Origin of the sequence: Chthonobacter albigriseus (assembly GCF_013839445.1) — a bacterium.
Lineage (GTDB): Bacteria > Pseudomonadota > Alphaproteobacteria > Rhizobiales > Pleomorphomonadaceae > Chthonobacter > Chthonobacter albigriseus.
This window is the reverse complement of sequence record NZ_JACDIT010000006.1, coordinates 42,756-59,101: the sequence shown is the minus strand read 5'-3', so window position 1 is coordinate 59,101 and position 16,346 is coordinate 42,756. Positions and strand designations below refer to the sequence as shown.

18 protein-coding genes and 2 tRNA genes are annotated in these 16,346 nt (G+C 63.0%); 9 read left to right on the top strand and 11 right to left on the bottom strand.

Annotation, left to right across the window (positions count from 1 at the left end; genetic code table 11):
- The first annotated feature begins 12 nt into the window (after positions 1–12).
- On the top strand, positions 13–1,056 hold the full coding sequence (locus HZ321_RS15710; RefSeq protein ID WP_181703337.1) for a 2,5-dihydroxypyridine 5,6-dioxygenase NicX family protein: 1,044 nt from the start codon (positions 13–15) through the stop codon (positions 1,054–1,056).
- 26 nt (positions 1,057–1,082) lie between these two features.
- Here the strand turns inward: HZ321_RS15710 and pcaC are convergent, their stop codons facing one another.
- Genes pcaC through HZ321_RS15695 form a run of 3 tightly spaced genes read right to left on the bottom strand, consistent with a single transcriptional unit; the run spans position 1,083 to position 2,965 of the window.
- Entirely contained in the window at positions 1,083–1,472 is a 390-nt protein-coding gene (gene pcaC, locus HZ321_RS15705; RefSeq protein WP_181703336.1) for a 4-carboxymuconolactone decarboxylase, read from the bottom strand.
- The gene (locus HZ321_RS15700; RefSeq protein ID WP_181703335.1) at positions 1,469–2,173 is read right to left on the bottom strand and encodes a GntR family transcriptional regulator; all 705 of its coding nucleotides are present in this window, start codon (positions 2,171–2,173) and stop codon (positions 1,469–1,471) included. The genes pcaC and HZ321_RS15700 overlap by 4 nt, the downstream gene beginning before the upstream one ends.
- Positions 2,174–2,191: 18 nt before the next feature.
- The gene (locus HZ321_RS15695) at positions 2,192–2,965 is read right to left on the bottom strand and encodes an alpha/beta fold hydrolase (RefSeq protein ID WP_181703334.1); all 774 of its coding nucleotides are present in this window, start codon (positions 2,963–2,965) and stop codon (positions 2,192–2,194) included.
- A 115-nt stretch (positions 2,966–3,080) separates the two neighbouring features.
- Between HZ321_RS15695 and HZ321_RS15690 the strand changes: the two genes are divergently transcribed.
- Positions 3,081–3,797 carry an enoyl-CoA hydratase/isomerase family protein gene (locus tag HZ321_RS15690; protein WP_181703333.1) on the top strand — a complete coding sequence of 239 codons (717 nt, stop codon included), beginning with the start codon at positions 3,081–3,083 and terminating at the stop codon, positions 3,795–3,797.
- Positions 3,798–3,818: 21 nt separating this feature from the next.
- The gene (locus HZ321_RS15685; RefSeq protein WP_181703332.1) at positions 3,819–4,682 is read left to right on the top strand and encodes an NAD(P)-dependent oxidoreductase; all 864 of its coding nucleotides are present in this window, start codon (positions 3,819–3,821) and stop codon (positions 4,680–4,682) included.
- Positions 4,683–4,847: 165 nt separating this feature from the next.
- Here HZ321_RS15685 and HZ321_RS15680 read toward each other — a convergent pair.
- Positions 4,848–4,923: transfer RNA gene (locus HZ321_RS15680), tRNA-Ala, on the bottom strand.
- Between the two features lie 162 nt (positions 4,924–5,085).
- Between HZ321_RS15680 and HZ321_RS15675 the strand changes: the two genes are divergently transcribed.
- Both HZ321_RS15675 and HZ321_RS15670 read left to right on the top strand, forming a co-directional pair.
- Positions 5,086–5,376 carry a YggT family protein gene (locus tag HZ321_RS15675; RefSeq protein WP_181703514.1) on the top strand — a complete coding sequence of 97 codons (291 nt, stop codon included), beginning with the start codon at positions 5,086–5,088 and terminating at the stop codon, positions 5,374–5,376.
- A gap of 7 nt (positions 5,377–5,383) precedes the next feature.
- Positions 5,384–5,698 carry a DUF167 family protein gene (locus HZ321_RS15670; RefSeq protein ID WP_425305410.1) on the top strand — a complete coding sequence of 105 codons (315 nt, stop codon included), beginning with the start codon at positions 5,384–5,386 and terminating at the stop codon, positions 5,696–5,698.
- A gap of 4 nt (positions 5,699–5,702) precedes the next feature.
- Here HZ321_RS15670 and HZ321_RS15665 read toward each other — a convergent pair whose 3' ends face one another.
- From HZ321_RS15665 to HZ321_RS15650, 4 genes are all read right to left on the bottom strand, one after another.
- Positions 5,703–5,906, bottom strand: a complete 204-nt coding sequence (locus HZ321_RS15665) for a Trm112 family protein (RefSeq protein ID WP_181703331.1) — start codon at positions 5,904–5,906, stop codon at positions 5,703–5,705.
- A gap of 8 nt (positions 5,907–5,914) precedes the next feature.
- The gene (locus tag HZ321_RS15660; RefSeq protein WP_181703330.1) at positions 5,915–6,601 is read right to left on the bottom strand and encodes an LON peptidase substrate-binding domain-containing protein; all 687 of its coding nucleotides are present in this window, start codon (positions 6,599–6,601) and stop codon (positions 5,915–5,917) included.
- 87 nt (positions 6,602–6,688) lie between these two features.
- Positions 6,689–7,636 carry a thioredoxin gene (trxA, locus tag HZ321_RS15655; protein WP_181703329.1) on the bottom strand — a complete coding sequence of 316 codons (948 nt, stop codon included), beginning with the start codon at positions 7,634–7,636 and terminating at the stop codon, positions 6,689–6,691.
- A 158-nt stretch (positions 7,637–7,794) separates the two neighbouring features.
- Positions 7,795–8,301 carry a prolyl-tRNA synthetase associated domain-containing protein gene (locus HZ321_RS15650; protein WP_181703328.1) on the bottom strand — a complete coding sequence of 169 codons (507 nt, stop codon included), beginning with the start codon at positions 8,299–8,301 and terminating at the stop codon, positions 7,795–7,797.
- Between the two features lie 196 nt (positions 8,302–8,497).
- On the opposite strand from HZ321_RS15650, the gene HZ321_RS15645 reads away from it, so the two are divergent.
- A tRNA-Gly gene (locus tag HZ321_RS15645) sits at positions 8,498–8,572 on the top strand.
- 310 nt (positions 8,573–8,882) lie between these two features.
- On the opposite strand, the gene HZ321_RS15640 is transcribed toward HZ321_RS15645, so the two are convergent.
- The 3 genes from HZ321_RS15640 to HZ321_RS15630 all read right to left on the bottom strand — a co-directional run bounded on the left by HZ321_RS15640 (position 8,883) and on the right by HZ321_RS15630 (position 9,659).
- Positions 8,883–9,161 carry a hypothetical protein gene (locus HZ321_RS15640; protein ID WP_181703327.1) on the bottom strand — a complete coding sequence of 93 codons (279 nt, stop codon included), beginning with the start codon at positions 9,159–9,161 and terminating at the stop codon, positions 8,883–8,885.
- A gap of 76 nt (positions 9,162–9,237) precedes the next feature.
- Entirely contained in the window at positions 9,238–9,378 is a 141-nt protein-coding gene (locus HZ321_RS15635; RefSeq protein ID WP_181703326.1) for a hypothetical protein, read from the bottom strand.
- Between the two features lie 35 nt (positions 9,379–9,413).
- Positions 9,414–9,659: a hypothetical protein gene (locus HZ321_RS15630; RefSeq protein WP_181703325.1), complete on the bottom strand. Its 246-nt coding sequence runs from the start codon at positions 9,657–9,659 to the stop codon at positions 9,414–9,416.
- A 138-nt stretch (positions 9,660–9,797) separates the two neighbouring features.
- On the opposite strand from HZ321_RS15630, the gene HZ321_RS15625 reads away from it, so the two are divergent.
- The 3 genes from HZ321_RS15625 to HZ321_RS15615 are packed head-to-tail and all read left to right on the top strand — an operon-like array spanning position 9,798 to position 16,071.
- Entirely contained in the window at positions 9,798–10,688 is an 891-nt protein-coding gene (locus HZ321_RS15625; protein ID WP_181703324.1) for a BrxR family helix-turn-helix transcriptional regulator, read from the top strand.
- Between the two features lie 8 nt (positions 10,689–10,696).
- Positions 10,697–12,661 (top strand): DNA methyltransferase, encoded by a 1,965-nt coding sequence (locus HZ321_RS15620; protein WP_181703323.1) that lies wholly within the window; start codon positions 10,697–10,699, stop codon positions 12,659–12,661.
- On the top strand, positions 12,658–16,071 hold the full coding sequence (locus tag HZ321_RS15615; protein ID WP_181703322.1) for a DEAD/DEAH box helicase: 3,414 nt from the start codon (positions 12,658–12,660) through the stop codon (positions 16,069–16,071). Before HZ321_RS15620 ends, HZ321_RS15615 begins: the two co-directional genes overlap by 4 nt.
- Positions 16,072–16,346 lie beyond the last annotated feature (275 nt).

Genomic DNA, 16,346 nt, shown 5'->3' with positions numbered 1-16,346 from the left:
GGGACACGCACCATGGCCATCAGTGATCTTCAACTCGTCGAAGCCTGGAAGGACGTCCTGACCCTGTCGAAGCTGACCGCCGGCGAGCAGGTCTCGCTGCTTGTCAGCGACGACAGCAACCCACAGCTCGTGTCCACGGCCCGCATCGCGGTCGGCCAGCTCGGCGGCATCCTGACGATCCTGACCCTGCCGCCGTTGAACGGCGACGTGGCGCTTTCACGCGACAAGTCGGGCTATGTCGGCCACACCGCCCTCAAGGGAAACCGGCCCGCGCTAGAGGCGATGAAGCACTCCGACCTCGTCATCGACACCATGATGCTGCTCTTCTCGCCCGAGCAGGAGGAGATCCTGAAGACCGGTGCCCGGATGCTGCTTGCCTGCGAACCGCCGGAGGTGATGCTCCGCATGAAGCCGAACGCCAACGACGGCCGCCGCGCCAGCAACGCCGCGAACCGGCTTGCCCGCGCCCGCACCATGACCGTCACGTCGAAGGCCGGCACCGACTTCCGCTGCGACCTCGGGCAGTATCCTGTCCTGAAACAGCAAGGCTTCGTCGACAAGCCCGGCGGGTGGGACCACTGGCCAAGCTGCTTCGTGGCGACCTGGCCGAACGAGGGCAGCTGCAACGGCGTCATCGTAATAGACACCGGCGACATCCTGCTGCCGTTCAAGCGCTATGCCCGCGAGCCGATCCGGATCGTCATCGAAAACGGCTGGATCCGACGGATCGAAGGCGGCTTCGAGGCGGAGTACCTGCGCAGCTACATGGAGACCTTCGACGATCCGGACGCCTACGCCATGGCCCACGTCGGCTGGGGCCTGCACGACCGGGCGCACTGGACCACCCTCGGCCTCTACGACCGGGAAGCCGGTCTCAGCATGGATGCCCGCTCCTTCATGGGCAATTTCCTGTGGTCCAGCGGCCCCAACACCGAGGCCGGCGGCACCCGCGACACGCCCTGCCACATGGACATTCCGCTCCGCGGCTGCTCGCTCTCGCTCGACGGCGAGCCGATGACCATCGACGGCCGCGTGATCCCGGAGGACCAGCTCTGATGTGGGATATGTGGACCGGTTCCCCGTCAGCCCGCCGCCTTCTTGTCGACGTCCGCGAACACCTCCTTGGCGACGCGGAAGCTGTCGAGCGCGGCCGGCACGCCGCAGTAGATCGCCACCTGCAGAAAAATCTCGCGGATCTCTTCCCGGCTAAGGCCGTTGTTCAGCGCACCCCGGACGTGAAGCTTCAGCTCGTGCGGGCGGTTGAGCGCGGCGATCATGGCAAGGTTGATCATCGACCGCTCGCGGCGTTCCAGACCGGGCCGGCTCCACACGTCGCCCCAGCAGTAGCGGGTCACCAGCTCCTGCAGCGGCCGCGTGAAGTCGTCGGCTTCGGCGAGCGACTTGTCCACATATTCGCTGCCGACCACCGCACGGCGGATCTCCAGGCCTCGTTCGTAAAGGTCGTCCGTCATTGAAAACTCTCCTCGTGGCGCTTTGGCGCTGGGTCGAACGTACTGAGGGCAGCCTTGGCCGCGGCGGACACGTGCCGGGCGGCGAGCTCAGCGGCTCTCGCCGCGTCGCGCGCGGCCAGGGCTTCGGTCAGCGCCTCGATCTCGGCGAGCGAGGCGACGCGCCGGTTGCGGTCGGCCAGCGATCGACCGCGCAGCAGTCCGGTGCGCGCCGTCAGCCGGCCGAGCAGCTCCGTGGTGACCGGATTGCGCGCGCCCGCCAGCAGCGCGGCGTAGAAATGCTGTTTGGCCGCCAGGATGTCGGCCACCAGATCCGCTGCGTAGGCGGCCTTGAGCCGGTCGAGTGCCGTCCGGAGCGCCTGAACGTCCATCGCTTCGGCTCGCGCGCAGAACTCGCGCGCGGCCAGCGCCTCCAGGGCTCCACGGACCGCATAGACGTTTTCGGCTTCGGTTCGGTCGATGGTGCTGACGACCAACCCACGACGGCCGGGTGTCAGCAGGCCGTCCACCTCCAGCTCGCGCAGGCTTTCCCGGAGCACGGTCCGGCTGACGCCGAACCGTTCGCAGAGATCCTTCTCCACCAACTGCCGGCCGGCCGGCAGGTCACCGCTTTCCACCAGGCGCCTCAGCGTCGTCACCAGGCGGCGACGAAGCGGGGCATGCTCCCGTGGGATGTGATCGGCGAGGTCGGGCTCGTTCCGCATCATTGCGCCCCCGGCTCGTCAGCCGGACATGAGGAAGGGATCGACGGCTGCATGGAAGCCGTCCGGCCGGTCGAGGTTGGCAAGGTGCCGCGCCCCCTCGATCACCTGGAGATCGGAACCTGCGATCAACCCGGCGATCTCCTCCGACAGCCGCGGTGGCGTCCTCTGGTCCCGCGAACCCACGACCACGCGCGTGGGGACGCGGATGGCGCGCATCAGCTCCACCACGTCCGCGGTGAAGACGGAGCGCGCCGCCTCCACGTAGGCCTCCGCCGACATGGCGGCGATGCTCGCCACCAGCTTCTCCCCATGGGCCGGATCGCCGTCCTCGACCAGGGTGTCCGCGGCATACTGCCGGGCGTAGGCGTCCATGCCGCGCGCCTCGATCGTCTCGGCGATCGCGGTGGCGCGCTGCGCGCCGGCTTCGCCCTGCGTGGCGAAACTGTCGGCGATCACCAGCCGTCGGACACGCTCCGGAGCGAGGTCGGTGAGATGCGCCGCGATCGGCCCGCCCATGGATATCGCCACCACGTTGGCGGCCGGAAGCCGGAGCGCGTCCAGCAGCGCGGCGCAATCCGCGGCGACGTTGCGCACGCTGAAGCCGCCGCGCCGCGTCGACCGTCCATGCCCACGCGCGTCGATGGCCAGGACGTCGAAGCGATCGGACCAGCGCCGGATCTGCTCCTCCCAAAGCCACGCGGCGGTGCCCAGGCTGTGGATGAGGAGCAGGGGTTCGCTCGATCCTGCGCGCTCGTAGGCGAGGCTTTCGCCGTTGACGTCGATGATGGGCACGCAAGCCTCCCGAGCAGATCGGACCACACGAACCATAACTGTCGTACAGACATACAATCAGACACGCATGCCGTTCGGTCAAGCGTGGCGAAGTCCAGAGACGGAGGTTGTTGGAATGCGGATCGATGATCACGGCGGCGGCGTTTCGGGCGTCGTCTTCACGCGGAGCGAGGACGGAAACACCGTCACCTCGGCCCAGCTGGCGGAGTTCGCCGCCGCCCTGGACACCGTCCTGGGCCGGCCAAACCTGAAGGCGGTGGTGATCAGCGGGGAGGGCGAGAATTTCTGCGGCGGCCGCATCGGCGCGAAGGGGCTGGCCTCCGCAGCCGACGTCTCCGCCGACCTGAACCTCATCCTGGAGGTGAACAAGCGACTTCGCGAGTCGCCGGTACCCTTCGTCGCTGCGGTGGAGGGAAAAGCTTTCGGCTTTGGCTGCGGCTTCGCCACCCAGTGCGACGTGACGATCGCCGCCGAGGGCGCCCGCTTCGCCCTGCCGGAGATGTCGCACAAGCTGCCACCGTTGATCGTGCTCTCCTATTTCGGCAAGTTCGTCCCCTTCAAGAAGGCGTTCGAGCTCGCGCTGACCAGCCGCGAGTTCGGTGCCGAGGAGGCTGTCGCGATCGGCGTCGCGACGGAAGTCGTCCCGAAGGGCGAAGCCCATGCACGGGCGGTCGCCTTTGCACACCTCATCGCCGGTCTGGATGGGGAATCGGTGCGCATGCTTCGCGCCTTCGCCCGCCGCGTCGCCGGGCTCTCGGACGACCAGGAGGCGCAAAACGGCGTTGCGACCATGGCGATCATGCTGGCGGCGAAAGCCTCGGTGCCGCACTGAAAACCGAGCCGGGAGGCCACCATGGACGACACCGTCCTCTTCATCGGCGCAGGACGCATGGGCGGACCCATGGCCGAACGCCTGCTGGATGCCGGCATCGGGCTTTCCGTAGCCGACCTCTCCGACGACGCCCTGGCGCCTTTCAAGGCACGCGGCGTTCCGGTCGGCCATCGCGGCGCGGAACTCCCCGGTGCTGTGGTCATCACCATGCTCCCTACCGATCGGCAGGTCGAGGACGCCCTGTTCGGTCCGGAGGGCGCCTGCCGCGGCCTGCCGCGCAGCGCCGTGATCGACATGTCGTCGGCATCGCCCGGTTCCACCGCTCGCCTCTCCGGCCAACTCGCCGCGCTCGGCATTCCCATGCTGGATGCGCCGGTCAGCGGTGGCATGGCGAGCGCCCGCAAGGGAACCCTCACCGCCATGGTGGGAGGCGATCCGGCCGTGTTCGAGCGCTTCGCGCCCTTGCTTCAGCCGATGTGCGGCGCGGTGACCCGCGTCGGTCCCGTCGGCTCCGGGCACGTCGTCAAGGCCCTCAACAACTTCCTGTCGGCTGCCACCCTCTGGACCGCCACCGAGGCGCTGATCATCGGCATGCGGCTGGGCGTGGATCCGGAAACCATGCTGAAGGTCTGGACGGCGGGCTCCGGCCGCAGCCATGCGACCGAGGTCAAGCTGCCCCAGCACGTGCTGACCGGTCGTTTCGATTTCGGCCAAACGCTGGAGCTGTTCTGCAAGGACATTGCGATCGCGGCCTCACTGGCCGAGGAGGCCGGCGTCGACGCGCGCGGACTGGACGCCCTGCAGCTGCTCTGGACCTCGGCCCGCGATTCCCTTGGCGGGAGCAACGATATCACCCGGATCGCCGAGATCATCGACGAGCGGTGATCGCCGTCACTGCAACCGGCGAAGCGGCCAAAGGATGGCTACGCCTTTGACAACGCCGATCCGTATCGATGAGAGCAGATGGGAACTATAGCCGGCCCCAATCCTCGGCTTACCGACCGCGCCAAGGGGTCCGCCTTGCGCACAGGTATGGACAGGAAAGGGGGTTGGTGGAGCCGAGGGGAATCGAACCCCTGACCTCTGCAGTGCGATTGCAGCGCTCTCCCATCTGAGCTACGGCCCCGGTCAGGTGACGCGCATTTAGGAGACCGGGCCGGGTGATGTCAAGCGCCCGTCTGGGGCGGAAAGCATGGCCCGCCGGTTCGCCCGCGGATCAACAGGGTTGCAGGCCATGCCGCGCATCCGCTACACCCGTTCCAACCTGAAGCCGGAGCGCACGCGCCTCATGCTCGCCGTCCTGAACGTCATTCTCATCGCCCTCAACCTCTACACCTACGTCATCATCGCGGCGGCCATCTTCTCCTGGCTCTACGCCTTCAATGTCGTCAACCCGCGCAATCAGGTGGTGGCGATGATCGGCAACACGCTCTACCAGCTGACCGAGCCGCTGCTGCGACCCATCCGCAACGTCATGCCCAATCTCGGCGGATTGGACCTGTCCCCGATCGTTCTTCTGCTGGGCATCATCCTGATCGAGCAGATCATCTACATCTACCTGATCCCCATCGCCTTCTGAGGCGGCGGTGGAGGGGGCTGTCCGGCGCAACGGTGTGCATCTCGACGTCGACGTGCGGCTGACCCCGCGGGCGGCGATGGATCGCATCGACGGATTGGAGCGTCTTTCCGACAGCAGGCCGGTCATCGCCGCGCGGGTGCGCGCGGTGCCCGAGGACGGCAAGGCGAACACGGCGCTGGAACGATTGCTGGCCGAGATGGCGGGCGTGCCAAAATCCTCGGCGACGGTGATCGCCGGCAAAACCGCCCGGTTGAAGACCGTGCGCCTGCGGGATGCACCCGTGACGGCCGAGACTGCGCTCCTGGCCCTCTTAAAGGGCTGACCGCCTATTCGTCGTCGCCGAGCGGGCGGGCCTCGTCCGGCAGCATGATCGGCACGCCATCGCGCACCGGATAGGCGAGCCGTGCGGAGCGCGACACAAGCTCCTGAACGTCCGCCCGCCACTCCAGCGTCGTCTTGGTCAGCGGACAGACCAGGATCTCCAGCAGCTTCGGATCGATCGCACCGGCCCGTCGGCCTTCGTCGGACATGCTGTCCCTCACTGCAGAGGCGTGGATTCGCCGCCGCCCTTGGCTCGGGCGAGCGCGAATTCGGTGATGGCGATCAACGTGTCGGCGCGCGTCTTCAGGTCCGGCGCTTCGAGGAGAGCCTGCTTCTCGGGCGGCCCGAACGGGCTCATCATCGACAGCGCGTTGACGAGGGCCTCGGTCGGCGTCTTCTCCACGCTTTCCCAGTCCGCCTCCAGGTCGTTGGCGGAAAGATAGGCCTGGAACGCCCGCAGCAGCGCCGGCCGGTCGACCTCGCTCTCGCCGACCCGCGTCAGGAAATCGACTTCGAAGGGCTCCGCGGTGACCCGGCAGACCCGGAACAGCCGGCCGGCAGAGCTTTCCTCCTCCTCGATCCGGAAGCGGGTGATCCCGGTGAGGGTGATGAGGTAGCGGCCGTCGCCTGTTTCGTTGAAGGTGGTGATTCGGCCAGCGCAACCCACGTTGCAAAGTGCCGGTTCCGAGCCGTGGCGCTGTGCGCCGGCATCGAAGCGCGGCTGGACCATGCCGATCACCCGGTCGCCAGCCAGCGCCGCATCCACCATCGCAATGTAGCGCGGCTCGAAGATGTTGAGCGGCAGCTGTCCGCGCGGCAGCAGCAGCGCGCCGGACAGCGGAAACACCGGCATCCGGCGCGGCAGGTCTGTCGCAGTGTCGTATCGCGCGTTTCCGGCCATCATGGCTGCGGACCACCTCGGGCTTGACTCACCGGCATCGCCCCGGTGCTCGCCTCAATATAGGTCGCCGCCCGACGGCGGCGACTCCCCTCAGGAGAAGAGAACCGACGATAGACGTCGCCGGCCGTAGAGGGTCGCCGGGTCCGTCGCGCCCCACGCCTCGAAGAAGGTGACCAGCTGCTTGCGCGCCGCCTCGTCGTTCCAGCCGCGTTCCCGGCGCACGATGTCGACGAGGTGGTCGACCGCCTTCTGCCGTTCGCCGCGGGCGGCCAGCGCCACCGCCAGCTCGAAGCGTGCGTCGAAATCGGTCGGGTGGCTGTCCACGCGGCGGACCAGCTCGGCCACGTCGCCAAGGCTTGCCGCCTGTTCGGCGAGCTCAAGCTCGGCCCGGGCTCCCGCGATCGCCGCGTCGCCCCGCTTGGCCTCCGGGACGTTGTCCAGCACCGCCTTGGCGTCCTCCAACTGCCCGACGCCGATCAGCGCCCGAGCGAGACCGCCGGTGGCGGGGAGGTTTTCCGGTTCGGCCTGGAGCAGCGCCATGAAAAGCTGCGCGGCGCCCTCGAAATCCTTCTCTGCCAGCGCGGCCAGCCCTTCCTCGAGGATCTGTTCGGCCTGGCTCGGGCCCGACGGTCCGACCAGCCGCTCGATAAACTGCTTCACCTGGCCTTCCGGCAGCGCCCCCATGAAGCCGTCGAGCGGTCGACCCTTGTCGAAGGCGATCACCGCCGGAATCGACTGGATGCCAAGCTGGCCGGCGATCTGCGGGTGGTCGTCGATGTTCATCTTGACCAGGCGCACCTTCCCGCCGGCCGCCTTGACCACCTTCTCCAGCACCGGCGTCAGCTGCTTGCAGGGACCGCACCAGGGCGCCCAGAAGTCCACCAGCACCGGCACCGCCTTGGACGCCTCAAGCACGTCGCGTGCGAAGTCCTTCGTGGTGGTGTCCTTGATGAGGTCGCCAGCCGGGGCGGCCGGGGCGGCTGCCGGCTGGGGCGAAGCGCCGAAGCTGTTGCCGAAGGAGAAAGTGGGTCCGCTCATGATCGCATCCAGGGTTGGTGCGCGTTCGTCCGGAGATGACCGGCGTTCGCAAGTTGGACCTTATTTGGCGTGAAACGGGCCGGAAAACAAATCCGGAAAACGACGCCGTGAATTGGCCGGCCTGCAGCAGGGGGACGCGCCCCGGCCGGCGGCCCGGATCAGCCCTCGGCGAGCGGCAGATCCACCACCAGCGGCTCGTGGCCGGTGGCCCCGAGGAAGCGGACGAGGTCGTCGGGCCGGATCGACGTCGTGGCGGTATTCACCAGCGGATGAAAGTTGACCGGATCGAACGCCATCAGCGCCCGCTCCAGCACCACGGTGACCCGTCCGGCCGTATCGTTGATCGCACCGAAGGGGGTCACCGCACCCGGCTTCACTCCCCACACCTCCTCCAGGAGTTCACCTGAGCCGAAGGACACCCGGCCCGATCCCCCGATCGCCTCGTGGACGCGCTTGAGGTCCAGCCGCGCGTCCTCGCGGGCGGTGATCAGGAACAGTCGGCTTTTCTTGTCCTTCACGAAGAGGTTCTTGGCATGCCCGCCGGGAATCTCGCCCCGCAGCGACTGGCTCTCCTCCACGGTAAACAGCGGCGGATGCTCGGTCGTCCGGGTCTCGATCCCGAGTTCGGTGAGAAACGAAATGAGGTCCTCGGGCGTGTTCGGCATCCGGCTGTTTCCCCGGTTCGGTCGATTTCGACGGACGGTTTGCGACAGAACCCGGCGGTGCGCAAGTCCGTCCGCCGCCGCTTTCGCCCGCGCTTCCCACCCTCTGCGAGGAGCCAACTTTCCCTGTTGCAATCCCCTCCGCTTTGGTTCATATACGCCCTCGCTCCGGCGACGGAGCAAGCCGGAAACGGTGCGAGCGGGTGTAGCTCAGGGGTAGAGCACAACCTTGCCAAGGTTGGGGTCGTGGGTTCGAATCCCATCGCCCGCTCCAGTTTCCGATGACTACAAAGCCGCGGGAAACCGCGGCTTTTGCCGTTTTTGGGCCTTCCATGAGGACCACGATTCGGAGTTGAAGCAGGCGTCGGGTCACCGCCGGGTTACACGGCGGATTCGGGGAAGCGGTTGAAGTCGCGGCGTCGCTGCGGTTCACGAGGTATCCCGCAATAGGACGCGCCCGACCGTCTTGCGCAATGATCACCACCGGCGCCGCACCGAAGGGCAACGCTGGGCTTGACCACCACGACCGCGAAGGTCTGCCCCTGCTCGCGGATCACCGCGCCTTGCACACGCATCGCCGCCTCCTACGCCGCCATCTTGGGCTTGCGGCTGTCGAGCCATTCCCAAGCCTCTTTCGGAAGCCAGCCCTGATAGTCGCGGGTGACGCCGATCACGAGGAAGAAGTCATTCTTGTCGACATGCGGGGCGAGCCGATCCCAGATGCCTTGGGCGGTCAAACTGGTGTCGACGAGCCACGTTGAGTCGAGGTGGTGCCACCAAACGCCGCACGACTTGATGGCCTGATACAGCGCCTCGTAGTTCTGACCCGGACGCTTCAGGTCGTAATCGATCGCGTAGATCATGATTTCGGCCCTCCTTGAGCCGGTTGACTAAGGAAAGAAGCGCCGGGAAACGCCCGGCCCCTGACTTCGCCGCGTCCTACTTCTTTTTGTTCGGACGCTGAGTGAGGGCCGAGGCCGCCGCCGACTTCGCCGCCGGGCTGGCCTTCGGGTCGCGGAGCACTTTCGACGCCGCCGTAGCAGCCTTCGCGCTCGTCACTTCCTTGTTCGACTTCGCCATGTTGATCACCTCCTTTCCGGGCACATTGCCGCCGCCTACCGCAAGCGGCGCTTCACTTCCTCGATGAGCGCGGGGGACCCCGCGACCTCGAAGGAGAGATTGTCGAGAGAGCGCCCGACGACCTTCACGGTCGGCGCAGCGCCGGTTTCGGGATCGCGGACATTGCGCAGCTTCTGCGCAATCCCGTCCTGAACCTGCTTAAGCATCGCCTTCTCCAACTGGTTGGCGATGTCATTGGGGCGAACAGTGCGCCCATTCAGTTTGAACTCGACCTTGACCATCGTCGCCGCTCCTTGCGCATCGACCCGGATGGCCCCTTGACCACGAGTCGCCGATGGGCGTAGAAAATATTAGGGGAGCGCTAGGCCTGTCAAGGTTCTCATACTTTCGATCCCCATTTTCGAGAGGCGTAGCGTCAGATGGCAGACGATGGACAAGGCCTAAAGTGGGGCATCGAGCAGCGGCTTGAATTCATCGAGTTCAAGGCGTTTTGGGAGGATGGCGTAAACCGGGCCGATATCATCAATCGCTTCAAAGTCTCGGAGCCGCAGGCATCTAAGGATTTCACCCACTATCGCGAGATCGCGCCGGAAAATCTGCGCTACGACGCCAGCATGAAGCGGTACTTCGCGAGCGAGACCTTCACGCCGCGATATCTGAAGCCCGATGCTTCCGACTACCTGATGCAAATGGCGGCAAAGGACCTCGCACCTTATGCCGCGAGCCAGTCTTGGGTGGCCCAGCCCTTGGCCTTTGCGACAATTCCCTTGCCGAAGCGGATGATCGATCCGGCGATGCTGCGCCAACTGCTAGGCGTGATCCGTGCGGGGCAATCCGTGGAAATCCGGTACCAGTCCCTGAACCCGGACAAGCCCAAGCCGCAATGGCGACGAATCACCCCGCACGCCTTCTGCTTCGACGGAATGCGCTGGCATGCCCGCGCCTTCTGTCACGACAATCTCGATTTCCGCGATTTCATGCTGCCGCGAATCATCGGCCTACGGGCGGAAGCAGAGCCGGGCCTATCGGCGGTGAAGGATCACGCTTGGCATGAGACATACAAGATCAAGCTGAAACCCCACCCCGGCTTCTCGGACGAGCAGAAGCGCGCTGTCGCGTCCGATTACGGAATGAAAGATGGGGAATTCGAGGTGCCGATGCGTCTCGCGATGCTCTTCTACTTTATGAAACACCAGAGGCTCGACTACAAAGAGCACCAGAGATCACCGCAACAGCAGCATATCGTCATGGCTGATCCCGCTTCCGTCCGTGAAGCCGAAGCCCGCGCCAAGCTGCCGCCCGTTCTGTGAGAGTAGACATGTCCGAAAAATCAAAGATCGCCTACGGCCCCGGTAACCCGCACCCGCTCTCGCAAATGCGGACGGAATTGGTGTGGGAGGGAAAATACGATGAGTTCGGCAACCGCCGAGAGGTCAACGTAGCCAACGTTGCAATGCCGCTGCAACGGATTGAGACGATCGACGAGCCTCGTTCTAGATCACATGCACAAGGTACGCTCTTTGACGAGAAGAAGGCTCATCATGATGACTTCAGAAACAGACTTATATGGGGAGATAACAAAGTCACTCTCGCTGCACTCGCAGCAGAATTCAGGAATTCGATAGACTTGATATATATTGATCCGCCGTTCGATGTTGGCGCAGATTTCAAGCTTAACGTTCCTCTTGGTGAGGAGGACGAGCACATTTATAAAGACCAATCAATAATGGAGATGGTCGCGTATCGTGATATTTGGGGCAAGGGGACTGGCTCGTATCTTCATATGCTCTTCGAGCGACTCACTCTTATGCGTGATCTGCTCTCAGAGACAGGGTGCATATATGTGCATTGCGATAACACGATGGGGCATTCGATCAAGTTGCTTATGGATGACGTGTTTGGAAAGGATAATTTTCTAAATAACGTAATCTGGTCATATCAAACACGGCATAGTAGTGACCGGTTCTGGAATAGAAAGCACGATGACCTTCTTTTGTACAAGAAGGGTGCCAAGTGGACCTTCAACTGGAACGTGGAAGGGGTAATACAACCGCTATCAGATGTAACGGTCAAAAAATATCGACTCAGAGATGAAAACGGTCCTTACCGGCTTTGTGGCCGCTTCATCAAGGGCAGTCCCATCAAAGGAGCAAAAGACGTAGATCCAAAGTGGGAAACTACAAATCCTGAGTTAGTTGTTAGGGATTATCTTCGAGCGGGAATACCTCCGAATGATTCGTTTTTCATTCCGATGGAAAATCAGTCCTCGAATGATCGAACTGACTATGCAACGCAAAAGCCAACCGCGTTGCTCGAAAAACTGATCAAAGCATCGAGCAATAAAGGTGATCTCGTAGCAGATTTCTTTTGTGGGTCTGGAACGACTGGAGCCGTCGCAGAACGCTTAGGGCGGCGATGGTTGATGGCCGATTTGGGTAGGTTTGCAATTCATACTACTCGAAAGCGAATGATAGGGGTCCAACGTGACCTACACGACAAGTCTGTTCCTTACAGGTCATTCGATGTCTTCAATCTCGGGCGCTACGAACGGCAATGGTGGCAGCAGGACGCGCTAAATGGCGCTGAAACAGAGCATCGAACCGTCGTCCTAAACTTCTTCCGCGCTGAGCCGCTGCCAAACGCACCTTCGCCGCTTATCCACGCCCGCAAAGCGGCAGCTTTCGTGCATGTCGATGGGATCGACAGCATTTTCTCGCGCGAGGAAGCCAAGGCGGTTGCCGCTGCCGTCAAAGCAGCAGGCGGAAAGCAGGTTCATTGCCTCGCTTGGGATTTCGAGATGGACATTCGCCAAGCCATCGCCGCTATAGAGACCGAGCTTGATGTAAAGATCAGGCTGCACCGCATCCCGCGCGAGATCATGGAGAAGAACCGCACGGAGGTTCCCCCTTTCTTCGAGGTGGCCTTGCTTGAGGCCGAACCTGTGATCCGCAAGGCCGCGAAGGGCAAGTCGGTGGACATCAAGCTGAAGAACTTCTTGCCAAGCCTCACGGAAGTGCCGTCAAAGGAGCTTGAAGCCCTACAGGAACGCGCGATGACCAGCGGCTTCGATTTCATCGACTTTTGGGCGGTGGATTTCGATTGGGTGCCGGGAAAGCCTTTCAATCACCATTGGCAGGACTACCGTACGCGCAAGGACCGCTCCTTGAAAACGGTGAGCGACGCTGAATTCACCTATGACGCGCCGGGTCGATACACCGCCTGCGTCAAGGTGGTGGATGTGTTCGGCTGCGACACCAGCATCACGGTGGAGATCGAGATATGACCGACGCACCCGCCGAGACAATTTCGATCAACGTGGCAGCGCTCGAACCGCTGTTCGCACCTTGGGAGGAGCCGAGCAAGCACCGCATTCGCGGCGCGAAAGGGCAACCGCCTGAGATCAAAACCTATCGTCGGCAATCACCCATTCGAATGGTGAACCCGCTTCGCGCCGCCGTGAAAGAATGGCGCGAACTCAACTATTTCGGAGCCAGCGACACCACCCGCGAACTTTTGGCCTACTGGTTCGAGCGTCCGCACCGGCTGATGAACGGGGGCGGCGAGGAATTCGATTTCCGCTATTATTTCTGCCAGCGGGAGGCCATCGAGACTTTCATCTATCTGATCGAGGTTCGCCGCCTCACATCCCTCTCATCCCTCATCTTCGAGTACGGCGGACCGAACGCCGAAACCGAAGCGCTCGGCATCAAGCCCGAAGATGACGAATGGGCGCGCTATGCCTTCAAGCTGGCGACCGGAGCAGGCAAGACCAAGTGCATGAGCCTTGCGATGGTTTGGAGCTACTTCCACGCCTTGCGAGAAAGCGGCTCCGAGATGGCGAAGCATTTCGTCATCATCGCGCCGAACCTCACCGTCTTCGAGCGTTTAAAGGAAGACTTCCGTCCCGAAGGCGGCGGTCCTGACATCTTCCAGAAAGACCCCCTCATTCCACCGGAATGGCGCGGGGACTGGAATTTCACCTGTGTGCTCCAGGACGAGGCCAGTGGCGCGAGCACGGGCGGTATTCTCTATCTCACCAATATCCATCGGCTGTTCGAGCCGCGCAGCGGAAGCCGCTCCGAGGCGGAGACCTATGATTGGGCTGGCCCCGCCGTCGCCAAGTCCAAAGCGCTCGACACAGGCGCAGAGCTTCGCGACCGCATCACGTCGCATCCGCGCATCATGGTTTTGAACGACGAGGCCCATCACGTTTGGGACCCCGGTTCGGCTTGGAGTGAGGCCATTCGATGGCTGCACGAGGCGATCAGGAAGCGCACCGGCAGCGGCCTGAGGGCGCAACTGGATTTCTCGGCCACGCCGAAGGACAACAAGGGCCGCATCTTTCCGCATGTCGTTTGCGACACGCCCCTTGGCGAGGCCGTTGACGCCGGTATCGTCAAGACGCCGATCATCGGTCGCACCAAGGAATTGGTTGAGCAGGCCCATGATGACGCGGCCTACCGCTACGAGGCCCATCTTCGCCTTGGCTATGAGCGGTGGAAGCGCAGCCGGACGGAATGGGAAAAGAGCGGGAAGAAGCCGCTGTTGTTCGTCATGTGCACCGACACGGACGCGGCGAACCAGATCACGGCACGTCTCAACGCCGATGGTGTGTTCGCGGAACTGAACGGGAAGACCATAAATCTCCATACGAACCTCAAGGGGTCGGTGAAACGCCGAAACATCGGCGGCCAAACCATCGAGGTGTTCGAGGAAAGCGAAAAGGACATCAGTGACGACGACCTGAAGGCAATCCGGCGCATCAGCCGTGAGCTTGACCGCGCCGACAGTCCCTACTCGTGCATCGTGTCGGTGCTCATGCTTCGCGAAGGCTGGGACGTCCGGAACGTGACGACTATCGTCCCACTACGTCCCTATAGCTCTGTCGCCAACATCCTTCCCGAGCAAACCCTTGGTCGCGGCCTTCGCCGCATGACCGCGCCCGGCCAAGCCAACGAGCTTGTGACCGTTGTCGAACATCCCGCCTTTTCCAGCCTCTACGAGCAGGAGCTTGAGCAGGAAGGCCTACCCATTGAGGTGCTGGACACTGACAAGGTTCCCGCCACGACCGTCACCATTTTCCCGGACGAGTCGAAAGACCTGACGGCGCTCGACATCGCGCTTCCAGCATTGACGGCGGCTCACGAAATCCAGCCGAAGCTTGAAGGGCTGACCATCGAAGACGTGAAAGGTGCTTTCGCGCGCTACTCACCTCTGCCTCTTGGCAGTAAAGGCGCGGTCGATGTCGTTTACGAGGGTCGCCACCTCATCACCGATGAAGTCGTTGAGGTGATGAACATCAGCTTGCCGCTGCTTCAGAACGGCGTCACAGCGATCTCGTTCTACGTTCGCGAATTGGAAGCCGCCTGCAAGGTGCAATCGACCCATCCTGTCCTTGCGCCTCTGCTTCAGACTTTCCTCACAGACATCCTATTCGCCGAGAAGGCGGGGCTGTTCGACAAGCGGCTGACAAGCCGCCTCGCGGATCAGGATGTTCGCGAGCACATCCGGGCGGTGTTCATTCCCCTGATCCGGGCGCGCACTGTGAAGACGGAGAAGCGGCGACCGAACGGGGCATCGACGCAGCTTCGGAACTGGAAGCCGTTTCAGGCGACGCTTTCCGAGCGAAAGCCCGTCGAGAAAGCCAAGCATACGCTCTTCAACCTCGTTCCATGCGATCAGTCGCTTGAAGTCGCCATGACGGCGTTCCTCGACAATTGCGCCGATGTTGTCGCCTTCGCCAAGAATGCTGGCCCGCAGGCGCTTCGCATCGACTACCTGACGGCTGACCAACGCCTTGCGTTCTATCGCCCGGACTTCTTCGTTCGGATGGAGACGGGCGAGTATGCCCTTGTCGAGACGAAAGGACGCCAAGACAGCGACGTTCCGCGCAAGGCGCAAGCTGCCATCGAGTGGTGCAAGGCCGCCTCGAAAGGTGGGATAAAGTGGACCTACGTCTTTACCCCGCAGAACGTCATGGAGCGGCTGACTGGCAATCGCTTCGCCGATCTTGCGAGAGCGTGCGTCCCGGCACTTCAGAACTTGCTCAGCGAGACGACCGCGCAGCCCGAACTTCCGTTGTTCGGTCCGAAGTCAGACAATGACGCAGAGCAGTTCTTCGGCAAGGAGACATTCGACCGGCTCCCGCTTCGCGCCAAGAAGGCGGCCACTGATGCGCTCGAATTGTATCGGTTCTTCGAGAAGAAGACCGAGGCCCCTAATTTCGCGCCTGTGTTCAGCGCCTTGCTTGGATCTTTCGACGAGGCGTGCAAGGCCGTGATCGTTTCCCGCCTTCAGTCGCAGCTTCCAGCCAAGCCTGTCGATCAACGGGATTGGTTTGAACCCTATATGCCGAGCGGCATCGATAAAAAACGCCTCGACCACTACAATGGAATGGCAAAGAACTTGAAACGCGGGCTCGTTTACGGCAACCCACATTCCGTGATCGGCCTGCTTCGTTCCTGCTTGGACTTCGCGCTGAACGACAACACGAAGGTGGACGGCGTGTTCAAGGCTGTGACGACTGCGTTCCGCGTCGAGGGGGCGCGTGCACTGCTGGACAAAGTGACGATGGTCAACGACTTCCGCAACACATATGTCGCTCATGCCGAAAAGGAGGTCCGAGATGCGAAGGTTGCTGAGCATAACTTGCGAGCGTGGGTTTCGGCGCTGGCGGACGTAGCCGTCATGTGACGTGGGTACTCTTGATCTGAAGGCGGGTTCCCTCACACGGGCGTCTCATGAACTGGTTCGGGTGTACTGCACGGTGGCGGCGCCGGACTATGCTGAAGAAAAGGATTGTGTATCTTGGCAAGAGGGGTTCTTGATATGCTACGCTTCGCGAACCGCTCCGGAATCTGTCAAGCCCCTGACCGGTCAAGTTACAGGAAAGCTCCACACCTCGTCACCGGCGCGAGGGCAAGCAAGCGGACGCCGTCTAAGCGGAGGTTGTACCCTTACAAAAACTG

What these genes read in the sequence shown, in the direction of transcription:
- HZ321_RS15710 (WP_181703337.1), top strand. Translation starts at nt 13, where the DNA reads ATGGCCATCAGTGATCTTCAACTCGTCGAAGCCTGGAAGGACGTCCTG.
- HZ321_RS15700 (WP_181703335.1), bottom strand. Translation starts at nt 2,173, where the DNA reads ATGCGGAACGAGCCCGACCTCGCCGATCACATCCCACGGGAGCATGCC.
- HZ321_RS15690 (WP_181703333.1), top strand. Translation starts at nt 3,081, where the DNA reads ATGCGGATCGATGATCACGGCGGCGGCGTTTCGGGCGTCGTCTTCACG.
- HZ321_RS15640 (WP_181703327.1), bottom strand. Translation starts at nt 9,161, where the DNA reads ATGATCTACGCGATCGATTACGACCTGAAGCGTCCGGGTCAGAACTAC.
- HZ321_RS15675 (WP_181703514.1), top strand. Translation starts at nt 5,086, where the DNA reads ATGCTCGCCGTCCTGAACGTCATTCTCATCGCCCTCAACCTCTACACC.
- HZ321_RS15685 (WP_181703332.1), top strand. Translation starts at nt 3,819, where the DNA reads ATGGACGACACCGTCCTCTTCATCGGCGCAGGACGCATGGGCGGACCC.
- trxA (WP_181703329.1), bottom strand. Translation starts at nt 7,636, where the DNA reads ATGAGCGGACCCACTTTCTCCTTCGGCAACAGCTTCGGCGCTTCGCCC.
- HZ321_RS15650 (WP_181703328.1), bottom strand. Translation starts at nt 8,301, where the DNA reads ATGCCGAACACGCCCGAGGACCTCATTTCGTTTCTCACCGAACTCGGG.
- HZ321_RS15660 (WP_181703330.1), bottom strand. Translation starts at nt 6,601, where the DNA reads ATGATGGCCGGAAACGCGCGATACGACACTGCGACAGACCTGCCGCGC.
- HZ321_RS15615 (WP_181703322.1), top strand. Translation starts at nt 12,658, where the DNA reads ATGACCGACGCACCCGCCGAGACAATTTCGATCAACGTGGCAGCGCTC.
- HZ321_RS15635 (WP_181703326.1), bottom strand. Translation starts at nt 9,378, where the DNA reads ATGGCGAAGTCGAACAAGGAAGTGACGAGCGCGAAGGCTGCTACGGCG.
- HZ321_RS15630 (WP_181703325.1), bottom strand. Translation starts at nt 9,659, where the DNA reads ATGGTCAAGGTCGAGTTCAAACTGAATGGGCGCACTGTTCGCCCCAAT.
- HZ321_RS15625 (WP_181703324.1), top strand. Translation starts at nt 9,798, where the DNA reads ATGGCAGACGATGGACAAGGCCTAAAGTGGGGCATCGAGCAGCGGCTT.
- pcaC (WP_181703336.1), bottom strand. Translation starts at nt 1,472, where the DNA reads ATGACGGACGACCTTTACGAACGAGGCCTGGAGATCCGCCGTGCGGTG.
- HZ321_RS15620 (WP_181703323.1), top strand. Translation starts at nt 10,697, where the DNA reads ATGTCCGAAAAATCAAAGATCGCCTACGGCCCCGGTAACCCGCACCCG.
- HZ321_RS15665 (WP_181703331.1), bottom strand. Translation starts at nt 5,906, where the DNA reads ATGTCCGACGAAGGCCGACGGGCCGGTGCGATCGATCCGAAGCTGCTG.